The organism is Virgibacillus sp. 6R (genome assembly GCF_001895305.1).
Lineage (GTDB): Bacteria > Bacillota > Bacilli > Bacillales > Amphibacillaceae > Virgibacillus > Virgibacillus pantothenticus.
Map to the genome: position 1 here is coordinate 3,813,219 of NZ_CP017762.1, position 11,133 is coordinate 3,824,351.

General features: G+C 38.9%; 8 protein-coding genes. 7 read left to right on the forward strand and 1 reads right to left on the reverse strand.

Annotated features, from left to right (window positions below):
* The first annotated feature begins 505 nt into the window (after positions 1-505).
* From BKP57_RS17220 to BKP57_RS17250, 7 genes are all read left to right on the forward strand, one after another.
* On the forward strand, positions 506-2,890 hold the full coding sequence (locus BKP57_RS17220; protein WP_072742065.1) for a penicillin acylase family protein: 2,385 nt from the start codon (positions 506-508) through the stop codon (positions 2,888-2,890).
* 391 nt (positions 2,891-3,281) lie between these two features.
* Positions 3,282-4,115, forward strand: a complete 834-nt coding sequence (locus BKP57_RS17225; protein WP_072742066.1) for an MIP/aquaporin family protein — start codon at positions 3,282-3,284, stop codon at positions 4,113-4,115.
* Between the two features lie 10 nt (positions 4,116-4,125).
* The gene (glpK, locus tag BKP57_RS17230) at positions 4,126-5,622 is read left to right on the forward strand and encodes a glycerol kinase GlpK (RefSeq protein ID WP_050352162.1); all 1,497 of its coding nucleotides are present in this window, start codon (positions 4,126-4,128) and stop codon (positions 5,620-5,622) included.
* A gap of 383 nt (positions 5,623-6,005) precedes the next feature.
* Positions 6,006-7,001: a dihydroxyacetone kinase subunit DhaK gene (gene dhaK / locus BKP57_RS17235; RefSeq protein WP_072742067.1), complete on the forward strand. Its 996-nt coding sequence runs from the start codon at positions 6,006-6,008 to the stop codon at positions 6,999-7,001.
* Between the two features lie 13 nt (positions 7,002-7,014).
* Positions 7,015-7,641, forward strand: a complete 627-nt coding sequence (gene dhaL / locus BKP57_RS17240) for a dihydroxyacetone kinase subunit DhaL (protein WP_050352164.1) — start codon at positions 7,015-7,017, stop codon at positions 7,639-7,641.
* Positions 7,638-8,018 (forward strand): dihydroxyacetone kinase phosphoryl donor subunit DhaM, encoded by a 381-nt coding sequence (gene dhaM / locus BKP57_RS17245; protein ID WP_050352165.1) that lies wholly within the window; start codon positions 7,638-7,640, stop codon positions 8,016-8,018. The genes dhaL and dhaM overlap by 4 nt, the downstream gene beginning before the upstream one ends.
* Positions 8,019-8,357: 339 nt before the next feature.
* Complete coding sequence (locus BKP57_RS17250; protein ID WP_072742068.1) at positions 8,358-9,302, forward strand: threonine ammonia-lyase; 945 nt, start codon at positions 8,358-8,360, stop codon at positions 9,300-9,302.
* Positions 9,303-9,515: 213 nt separating this feature from the next.
* Here BKP57_RS17250 and BKP57_RS17255 read toward each other — a convergent pair whose 3' ends face one another.
* Complete coding sequence (locus BKP57_RS17255) at positions 9,516-10,970, reverse strand: carbon starvation CstA family protein (RefSeq protein WP_050352167.1); 1,455 nt, start codon at positions 10,968-10,970, stop codon at positions 9,516-9,518.
* Positions 10,971-11,133: the final 163 nt, after the last annotated feature.

An 11,133-nucleotide genomic window follows, 5' to 3' on the forward strand; every position in this document is an offset into this window, starting at 1 on the left:
TAGTTGACGCACTTCTGTATCATAAATGATTATATTACGAATCTGTGGGTTATTTAAATAGTTCCGAAACCATGATTGTTGCCTTAAGTAGCGAATATTTTTTCAATATCTTCTTCAGCAACGCGTCTGTCATCTTGAAAGGAAATCCATAATTCAAAAAGCAGCTCCAGCACTACGACCAAGCAAAACACCTCCAGTCGAAATAGATTGACTTTACATAAACGTTGTTTTATAAAATAGATTTGATTAATAGAGCACTATGCTATACGTATTTCATTATATGAAGTTTCCTATTTAGATCAAGTCCTTCATTTCACTTTTGGGACCTAGAAGACAGACGATATTTTCTGAGCTCCCAACATATATGCGCTTTTTGATAGATGCTTTCATGTGCCAGATAAAGTCGTTATAAATAGCAGGGGAATAAATTTGGTTCCTTAATTTTCGTTTTTTTGCTAAAATGTACAATATTGAAACGAATTATCAAAGAATTAGGAGGGGGCAAATGGAAGAGAGGATCGATAACAATCCGATAGAGAAGAAGAGAAAATTTTCTAAATCAAAAGTAGCCTTCATTGCTATTGGTATTTTATTGATGGTTCTGATCATCATTATCATAGTTGTAAACGCTTACCTAAATCGTTCTATTGAAAAAACAGAGGGAAGTATAGAGCTACCAATTTTAAAACAAGAGGTACAGGTAATAACTGACGCTAACGGGGTGCCGCAAATAGAGGCGGCAAATGAGCATGATTTATATGCAGCTCAAGGATATGTGCAAGCACAATATCGACTGTTTCAAATGGAAATGTCACGAAGGCAGGCATCTGGTACGTTAAGTGAAGTAGCTGGAGAAGCAGCAATTGATCAGGATAAATACTTTCGAACATTAGGATTGCGCAGAGCAGCTGACGAATCTTATGCTTTATACAGTGACGAAGCAAAACTAGTGTTGGAAGCTTTTGCAAAAGGGGTTAATGCGTACATCGAACAAGCAAAGCAAAGTAACAGTTTGCCGGTTGAATTTAAACTTATGGGCTTTGAACCAGAAGAATGGACACCGTTAGACTCATTAACAATTGGAAAGTACATGGCATTTGATCTAGGTGGTCATTGGGAGCAGCAAGCATTCAATTATTATTTGCTACAGCAATTTGATGAAGAAAAAGCATACGAACTATTTCCATCCTATCCTCGTGACAAGCCAGTTATTATGGAAGAAGAGCATGTTTCTATACAAGACGCATTTTCTAAGGTCATGATTCCACATACATTTAATGGAAGTAACAATTGGGTTGTATCTGGTGATAAAACGGCGTCAGGATTCCCGATGTTAGCAGATGACCCACATTTAGGTTTAGCAACGCCAGCGATTTGGATTCAAATGCAATTGAAAACAGACCAGCAACAGGTAAGTGGTGTTATTTTTGCGGGGGTTCCAGGAATTATATTAGGTCATAACGATCAAGTTGCTTGGGGAGTAACGAACACAGGACCAGATGTACAACAATTATACTTAGAAAAAAGAAAGCCAAACTCTAAAGCGGAGTTTTTATTTGCTGGTAAGTGGGTAGAAGCAACTGTTATTAAAGAACCGATTGCCGTGAAAGATGGAGAAACAATTGATTATGAAGTAGTAGAAACAAGACATGGGCCGGTTATTTCAGAGTTTGCTGAAGATAGTGGTAAGGAAAATGTTTTGTCACTAAGATGGACTGCATTAGAGCCTACGACGGAACTGGAGGCCATATTACAAATTAATAAAGCTACCGATTGGAAATCGTTTGAAAAGGGATTGGAGAAATTCTTGGTCCCTGCGCAAAACTTTGTGTTTGCCTCTAAAGATGGAACGATTGCTTATAAAGCGAATGGGAATATTCCGGTTTATGACAATGAAAAAGATGCCTTACTTCCTTTACCCGGTTGGGAAGAAGAGAGCGTTTGGCAGCGGTATATTCCCTTTGATGAACTTCCCAAGATAATCAATCCAGAAAAAGGGTATATCGCAACGGCGAACAATAAAATAACAACGGATGATTATCCATATCATATTAGTAATGTATGGGCGCAACCATACCGGTATGAGCGCATTGCTGATGTGCTGGAAAACAGTGAAGAGATAACCGTCGAAGATATGCAACAGTTGCAAATGGATAGCTTTAATATGCAAGCGAAAGAATTTGTACCTGCGTTTTTACAGCAATTAAAAGGGGAGGAATTATCAGAGCAAGCTGAGCATGCGCTCGAGCTCCTAAAAGAATGGGAATATGAAGATACTGTTTCAGCAAGCGAGCCATTAATTTTTCACTATTGGTATGAAAAAATGGAGGCGACCATTTATCAAGATATACCAGATTCAATGCTTGATTTATTTAAAGTGAAAGGGCAATCGACAGATGCATTATTGCGAAAAGGGATAAACGGAGAAAATTCTGCCTGGTTAGAGGATTATGGTGGTTTGCAACAAGTTTTAATTACATCATTACATGAAGCACTTGCAGAGTTGGAAGAAAAATACGGCGAAGATATGTCAGAATGGGAATGGGGAGACTATCATCGTGTATACTTTGAACATCCACTTTCAAGTGTTCATCCTGTTCTAAAATATTTTTTCAACAAAGAAGATCCGCTTCCTGTAGATGGAAGCAGTATAACACCAATGGCCGCTAGTTATGAAACGGAGACTGGTGTTGTTGATCACGGTGCTTCTTGGCGGTTTGTTATTGATATGGCAGAAGCAGGTAAAGGGTATCATCTCGTTGCACCAGGACAATCTGGTCATTTTAAAAGTCAATGGTACCATGATCAATTGGATGATTGGGGGAAGGGGGATTATCATAAAACATACTTGGATAGAAAAACAGGAGATCAATTGATACTGCGTCCTTAGATGTGTAAATATTGCCCGGGTAATAAATGGAGATGATTTGGGGAGCAAATAGGGGTGTAAGCACGCGCACATACGAATTTTAAATTCAGTTGGGCAATTTTTGATATGTGTTTTATATAAATTGATGGAAAATTTACTGTTGACAACGCTTACAGATTCAAGTATGATAAAAACACAAGTTAATTATGTGGCGGAGAGTAGGAGACCCACACTTTTTATTGTATATTTCTAAGGGTAGAGTATATATAAAAAGTGTAGGTCTTTTTTTATGGGGGAAAATGATAACAATTTATTTGCTTCATTTTAACACTTACCATAAATGTTTGCATTCCTTCTAACAGAATACTTGGTTCGACCATAATTAACATAGTCTAGAACAAAGGGGTGTTATATGGTGGCTGAATCCGAATTTTTAGCAGAATTAATTGGTACGATGATCTTGATTATTCTTGGTAGCGGAGTGGTTGGTGGTGTCACTTTGAAATCATCTAAGGCTGAAGGGTCTGGCTGGGTGGTTATTACGATTGCTTGGGGATTGGCAGTTGCATTTGGGGTTTATGCAGTTGGTAATTACTCTCCTGCACATATTAACCCAGCCGTAACGATAGGATTTGCCTCTATTGGCGAATTTCCGTGGTCTAAAGTACCAATGTATGTAACAGCACAAGTAATTGGGGCTATTATTGGTGCAGCTGTCGTTTTTGTAAATTATTTACCGCATTGGCGAAAGACAAAAGACCAAGCTACGAAACTGGGGGTATTTGCTACTGGACCTGCAATTCGCAGTCCGCTTGCGAACCTGCTCAGTGAAATTGTTGGCACATTTGTTCTTGTATTAGGACTTTTGTTTATTGGAGCAAATGAATTTACAGAAGGTTTAAATCCAATTATTGTTGGGGTATTGATTATAGCAATAGGTATGTCATTAGGTGGCGCAACAGGTTATGCTATTAATCCTGCCCGTGATCTAGGACCTCGTATTGCCCATGCGTTACTTCCCATTCCAGGCAAAGGATCTTCGGATTGGGGGTATGCTTGGGTTCCAATTATAGGGCCAATTATAGGAGGGATATATGGAGCATTCTTTTATGATGCGTTGTTTATCGGTGAATTTACCATTATTTTCTGGGCATTAAGTATAATTATAGCAATACTTATTATCGGGGCAGTTAGGATGGAGACGAAGGGAGAACGTTCTGCTAAAATAAATAATCATAGTGCATAGGGGGATAAAAATGGAAAATAAATATATATTATCAATTGATCAAGGTACAACAAGTTCTCGGGCTATTATTTTTAATCAACAAGGAGAAATTGTTGAGACAGCACAAAGGGAGTTTGAACAATTCTTCCCTCATCCAGGCTGGGTTGAGCATGATGCAAATGAGATATGGACATCCGTTCTAGCATGTATTGCAGATGTACTGCGAAAAGCAGACTTAGCTGCTAATCAAATTGCCGGGATTGGTATAACGAACCAGCGTGAAACCGCAGTTGTTTGGGATAAAAATACCGGGAAACCAATTTATCGTGCGATTGTTTGGCAATCTCGTCAAACCGAAGATATTTGTAAGGAATTAAGAGAAGCTGGCTACAATGAAATTTTTAGGAAAAAGACAGGTTTGCTACTTGACCCTTATTTTTCTGGCACAAAAGTGAAATGGATTTTAGATAATGTAGAAGGCGCAAGAGAAAAAGCTGAGAATGGAGACTTATTATTTGGAACGATTGATAGCTGGCTCGTTTACAAGTTTTCTGCTGGGACAACGCATATAACAGATTATACCAATGCGTCTCGCACACTCATGTTTAACATTTATGATTTGCAATGGGATGATGAACTACTAGACATATTAACTATTCCAAAAAGTATGTTGCCTGAAGTTAAACAATCTTCGGAGATTTATGCACATACGATATCGTACCATTTCTTTGGAGAAGAAGTTCCAATTGCTGGAATTGCAGGCGATCAGCAAGCTGCACTATTTGGTCAGGCTTGTTTTGAAAAAGGAATGATTAAAAACACTTATGGTACAGGTTGTTTTATGCTAATGCATACCGGCGAAGAAGGTGTTGCTTCAGAGCATGGTTTGTTAACGACGCTAGCTTGTGCAGTAGACGGTAAAATAGAATATGCATTAGAAGGAAGTATTTTTGTTGCTGGTTCTGCCATTCAATGGCTTCGTGATGGTTTGAGGCTTATTGAAGATTCGCCGGAAAGTGAGGTATTTGCAAGAAATGTGGATAGCACAGAAGGCGTATATATGGTTCCGGCTTTCGTAGGCTTGGGTACACCTTATTGGGATAGTCAGGCAAGAGGTGCAGTCTTCGGGCTTACTAGGGGCACAACGAAAAGCCATTTCATCCGCGCAACATTGGAATCTTTAGCATATCAAACGAAAGATGTTATTAATGCGATGATTAATGATTCCCAATTAGAATTGAGAACGTTACGTGTGGATGGTGGTGCAGTTAAAAACGATTTCTTAATGCAATTTCAAAGTGATATTCTTGGGGAAGTGCCAGTGGAACGTCCGGTTATTCAGGAAACAACCGCATTAGGTTCCGCGTATTTGGCAGGTTTGGCGTTAGGATATTGGAAAGATAAAGAAGAAATTGCCCGTCAATGGGAGGTAGAAAAGACATTTAATGGAACCATGGATCAACAGGAGCGAGAAGCTTTATACGCAGGCTGGCAAAAAGCGGTAGAAGCAACAAGGGTATTTAAGTAAGAATGAATGTATAAAAAAGGAGGTCACGATTATCTTAAAGGTAAGAATGGCCTTCTTTTGTTCAGGTTCAAAGTTTTTGCAGTTTTTATTTTTTTAGCTGTAACTTATTAATCCAACATGAACTGGCGGTAAGATCTCTTTCACTTCTATGCTATGAGGTGAAATTTAGGAGGATAAGTAGAGAATTTAATGGCAGTCGAATATCCACTTCTGCTTGAGAGCCCCAGTCATGTCCATGCGATATTAACCATTCATGGGAGGAAGCTCCCTATTCATTAAGGATGGACTGCATGATGACACATGATTGTTGGAAATGAAGGGGGTTGTATACCTTCTATGTTAAGTGAGATTCTACTACAATAGAGTTGAGGAGGAATGAAGCAATGAAAAAAATCATTAACGATCCAAATGAAGTTGTACAAGATATGGTGCAAGGATTAGTTGCTGCGTATCCAACCAAATTAAAAGTAGTTCCGGATACACTTGTAATTGCTCGTCAAGATGCTCCTGTTCAAGGTAAAGTAGGTCTAGTCAGTGGTGGAGGAAGCGGACATGAGCCAGCCCATGCTGGATACATTGGCAAAGGTATGTTAGATTGTGCCGTTGCTGGTGAAGTTTTTACTTCTCCAACACCTGATCAAGTATTAGAAGGAATAAAAGCAGCTGATGGAGGAGAGGGTGTCTTCCTCGTAATTAAAAATTATACTGGTGATGTGCTTAATTTTGAAATGGCTGCGGAACTTGCTGAAGCAGAAGGCATTCAAGTCGAAAAAGTTATTGTTAACGATGATGTTGCCGTAGAAGATAGCTCGTTTACCACTGGCAGAAGAGGAATTGCTGGTACTGTCCTGGTTCATAAAATCGCAGGTGCGATGGCAGAAAATGGAGCCTCGCTGCAAGAAGTGAAACGGGTAGCTGAAAAAGTTGTTGCTAACATTCGCTCGATGGGAATGGCTTTAACCTCTGGAACGGTGCCGGCTGCTGGAAAGCCAAGCTTTCAACTAGAAGAAAACGAAATGGAAATTGGCATCGGAATTCATGGGGAACCAGGAATTGAACGTAAACCAATTGCTTCTGCGGATGATATTGCTACAGAGTTAGTGGAGCGAATTATGAACGACATGGAAATACCAAAAGAAAGCGAAGTAGCAGTAATGGTAAACGGTTTAGGTGCTACACCTGAAATGGAGCTATTTATTGTAAATCAAAAGGTACAAAGCATATTAAAGGATAGAGGAATTTACGTATTTCAAACGTTTGTAGGAGAATTTATGACATCTTTAGAGATGGCTGGTTGCTCTGTAACATTGTTAAAACTTGATGATGAATTAAAATCACTACTTGGAGCTCCATCCGAAGCACCTGCATTTCGAATTTAGGAGGAATTTAAACATGCGATTAGATGTGAACAAAACAATCCAATGGATGCAACTAACGAATGAGAAGATGCAAGCAAACAAAGATTATTTAACGACTTTGGATCAACCAATTGGGGATGGCGATCATGGAATTAATATGGCTAGAGGATTCCAAGAAGTTGCTTCCAAATTAAATGAGAGCACATATACGAACGTATCCGATGTTTTAAAAGATGTAGCAATGACTTTAATGTCTAAAGTTGGCGGAGCATCAGGACCTTTATTTGGAACTGCCTTCCTCAAATTATCCACCAAGCTGAAAGGTGAAGAGTCTGTAAAACAAGATATATTTGGAACAGCATTAACGGAAGCGGTAAATGGTTTAAAGCAGCGTGGAAAAGCAGAAGAGGGCGAAAAGACAATGGTAGATATGTGGGCCCCCATTGCGCAATTGTTTTTAGAAGATTCCAATGTAACAGCTGATACGTTACTCTCTACGGCTGATTCGGCTTTAACAAAGATTAAAGAAATGACTGCAACCAAAGGACGAGCCGCCTATTTTAAAGACAAAACAGTCGGACATCAAGATCCAGGTGCTGCATCTACTTATCTTATTTTTGAAGCACTAGCAGAAGTATGGAAAGGAGACAGCGAAAGATGAGCTACGTTGGTATTGTGTTAATTTCTCATAGCCATAAAATCGCAGAGGGAACAAAAGAATTAATTCAGCAGGTAATGAAGAATGTCCCCATTGTAGCTGCTGGAGGAACGGATGAAAACGAGATTGGCACAAGCATAGAAAAAATTAATGCAGCGCTGGAGCAAGCGAATAAGGGAAAAGGTGTACTTTTATTTTATGATCTTGGTAGCGCAAAAATGAATGCAGAAATGGCTATCGAAATGGCTGATCGTGAAGATGTCAAATTAGTCGAAGTACCCATTGTAGAAGGATCATATGTTGCCGCAGTAGAGTCAGGTATGGGGAAAAGCATAAATGATGTCTATGAAGCTGTGCGTAGTTCCTTCCCTGAAAAATAGATCCAAACGCAAGCCCGCCCCCTTCGCTAGTGTAAGGGGGCTTTCATTTATCCCGTATAACAAGTTGCTGTAAGACACCGTTTTCAGGAGTAGGATATCTGTACTGTAACAAGAATAAGTAGGGATAACAGCACCTACATGACAATATAAAGTGCCATAGAATCTCCACTTCGAAAGATTCCGAGTAGATACAAAAGCCTAAGTGGAGGATAATGGCGCCCAAATTACGGATTCGTTCAAAGGGCTTTTTAGGTCATATCCTTAGGGAACTAACGGTCAGTGGGGGAGAAAGAATACTCACTGACGAAGTTTCACTTTAACTAGAATAGGGGAGATGCAATGATTTCTTTATCTGATGTGAGGGTGGCAAGAGAGAATATTGTTCAAGTGGTAAACACGACTCCAATTCTTCAATCTGCACAATTATCCGACATATGCGGTAATCGCGTTTTTTTGAAGGCGGAGCATCTTCAAAAGACAGGAGCTTTTAAAATTCGCGGGGCAGCAAATAAAGTGAAACAGGTTGTGGAAAAGGGCGCTACCTTTGTAACGGCAGCTTCTTCTGGTAATCATGGGCAAGCTGTTGCCTACATTGCCAACATGCTAGGTATACGTGCAACCATTGTCGTACCAGACGATGTCATTCAAAGTAAACTTGCTGCAATCCAAGCATATCATGGCGGTATCGAAAAGTGTGGACTAACCTCTTCTGAACGGTTACCACGCGCTGAACAATTAGCTTCCGAAGAGGGCGGGGTTGTGATACCGCCTTATGATGATCCACTTATTATAGCGGGACAAGGAACAATCGGGCTGGAATTACTGGACCAGTTGGACGAAATTGATATCGTTGTTGTGCCAATTGGCGGTGGAGGATTAATTTCTGGTATCTTAACTGCGATAAAAGAAATAAAACCATCCGTCAAGATAATTGGAGTTGAGCCTGAAATAGCTAATGATACATATATGTCATTGCAAAACGGAGCCATCACGAGTATTCCCCCAACAGGGACTATTGCTGATGGTTTAAGAGCAACTCAACCAGGTAGCCTGACGTTTCCAATTGTTCAACACTATGTAGACGATATTGTTCTAGTAAGTGAGGAACAAATAAAGTATGCAATGAGATTTGTGTTAGAAAGAACGAAACAATTAATTGAGCCTTCCAGTGCAGTTACAGTAGCAGCTGCAATCTATGATAAAATCGGTGCCCGCCAAAAAAATATCGTATGCGTCATTTCAGGAGGTAACGTAGATCTTTCACAGCTTGCTAAGTTGGTGTAGCTTTACTAGAAAAAATCGCTAAAAAGAACTCGTATCACCTGTGCAATCGATACGAGTTCAGATTATTTTTTTATATGGTTTTATTATTTCATAGAATAGCATGGTTTGAAGTTAGATGATACAAATAACGATTGTTATCAATACTTTTGTTCTGCCATCAGACGCACTATTTATTTTTTCGTTTTTTGTATCTTTATTTCATTCCATTCCCTGTTAAGCCACTTTAGAGGGGGAAACTGAAATGGTTTCTTCAATCTCCATGTTATTTTTCACATTTTGTCGTGCATATTTGTAGAACAAGGCAATAATACCAATTGTTATCGCTGCGCTTAGTATATAAGTAATGTTCATTGGTATTCTAAATCCAATTGGCGCATTAAGAATATATGCTGTCGTAACATAGGTCATAAAAATACCTGGTAACATTGCCACCCAATAATTCTTTTTAGCAATAAATAAGTACATCGATGCTACCCATAATGCGATAACTGCTAGAGATTGATTGGCCCATGAGAAATATCTCCAAAGCAAAGTGAAATCCATATTAGTTAGAATAACTGAGATAGCGAATAATGGTAAAGCGATGATCAATCGTTTAGAAATTTTCTTTTGCGATACATGAAAGTAATCAGCTATAATCATGCGTGCACTGCGAAATGCTGTGTCCCCAGATGAAAGCGGAAGAAAAATGATGGATAATACAAGGACAGATCCTAAGATAGAACCAAGCATCATTGTACCTACTTCACTTACAATACCTCCTGTCCCGATCGTATTAATTAATTCATTTAGTGTAACCGTCTCGCCAAATAAGCTCATTGCTGCTGCAGCCCATACCATAGCAATTATACCTTCTACAATCATCATGCCATAAAAAACACTTCTTGCTTCTTTTTCATTTTTCGTTGTTCTAGCAATGATTGGCGATTGTGTTGCATGAAAGCCAGATAAAGCACCACAGGATATAACTAAAAATAATAATGGAAAGATAGGCGTTTTTTCCGGATGCAAATTCGTTAATGATACTTCTGGAATAGGTGCTTGGTTGATTACAAGGCTAATTCCTAATGCTAATGTTCCAACAAGTAAAAACGCCCCAAATATAGGAAATAGCTTACCTATCAGTTTGTCTATTGGTAACATAGTAGACAGAATATAGTAGCCAAAAATGATAACAATAAGTGCAGTGAGTGCAATAGTTTCATTTACTAAATCAAAAATCAGACCAGCTGAAGAGCTAACAAAAACGGTTCCTACTAATAATAAAAGAAGTACAGAAAATATATTCACAATGTGTTTCATATATTTACCCAAAAATTTACCGGCGAGCTGCGGAAGATGTGCTCCTCCATTACGAATCGAGATCATCCCTGTTAAGTAGTCGTGAACAGCACCTGCAAATATACATCCTAAGACGATCCAGAGAAAAGCTACAGGACCATATAGTGCTCCCATAATTGGACCAAAAATCGGGCCCACCCCTGCGATACTAATCAACTCAATCATGGCATTTTTATTCCTTTTGAGTGGCAGGTAATCGACGCCATCCTGTTTCGTAATAGCTGGTGTCGGTCGATCTGGTCGTACTCCGAAAACCTTTTCAATAAACTTCCCATATGTGAAATAACCTACAATTAATAGTATAATTCCTCCTAGAAATGTAAACATTTCAAGTCCTCCCTCTTACGGTGAATTCGTTTACATTAATAAATGTAATATGTAAACGCTTGTATAAGGGGTTTTTTTGATAACATGTCTATTTTTTATGCTAACATGTTTATATTTAGACTTAACATGAGAGTAGGGGAAATAATAAAAGAATAAATGAAAT

Excerpts from the sequence above, each read along its gene's own strand:
- BKP57_RS17220 (WP_072742065.1), top strand. The coding sequence starts at position 506 with ATGGAAGAGAGGATCGATAACAATCCGATAGAGAAGAAGAGAAAATTT.
- BKP57_RS17225 (WP_072742066.1), top strand. The coding sequence starts at position 3,282 with ATGGTGGCTGAATCCGAATTTTTAGCAGAATTAATTGGTACGATGATC.
- glpK (WP_050352162.1), top strand. The coding sequence starts at position 4,126 with ATGGAAAATAAATATATATTATCAATTGATCAAGGTACAACAAGTTCT.
- dhaK (WP_072742067.1), top strand. The coding sequence starts at position 6,006 with ATGAAAAAAATCATTAACGATCCAAATGAAGTTGTACAAGATATGGTG.
- dhaL (WP_050352164.1), top strand. The coding sequence starts at position 7,015 with ATGCGATTAGATGTGAACAAAACAATCCAATGGATGCAACTAACGAAT.
- dhaM (WP_050352165.1), top strand. The coding sequence starts at position 7,638 with ATGAGCTACGTTGGTATTGTGTTAATTTCTCATAGCCATAAAATCGCA.
- BKP57_RS17250 (WP_072742068.1), top strand. The coding sequence starts at position 8,358 with ATGATTTCTTTATCTGATGTGAGGGTGGCAAGAGAGAATATTGTTCAA.
- BKP57_RS17255 (WP_050352167.1), bottom strand. The coding sequence starts at position 10,970 with ATGTTTACATTTCTAGGAGGAATTATACTATTAATTGTAGGTTATTTC.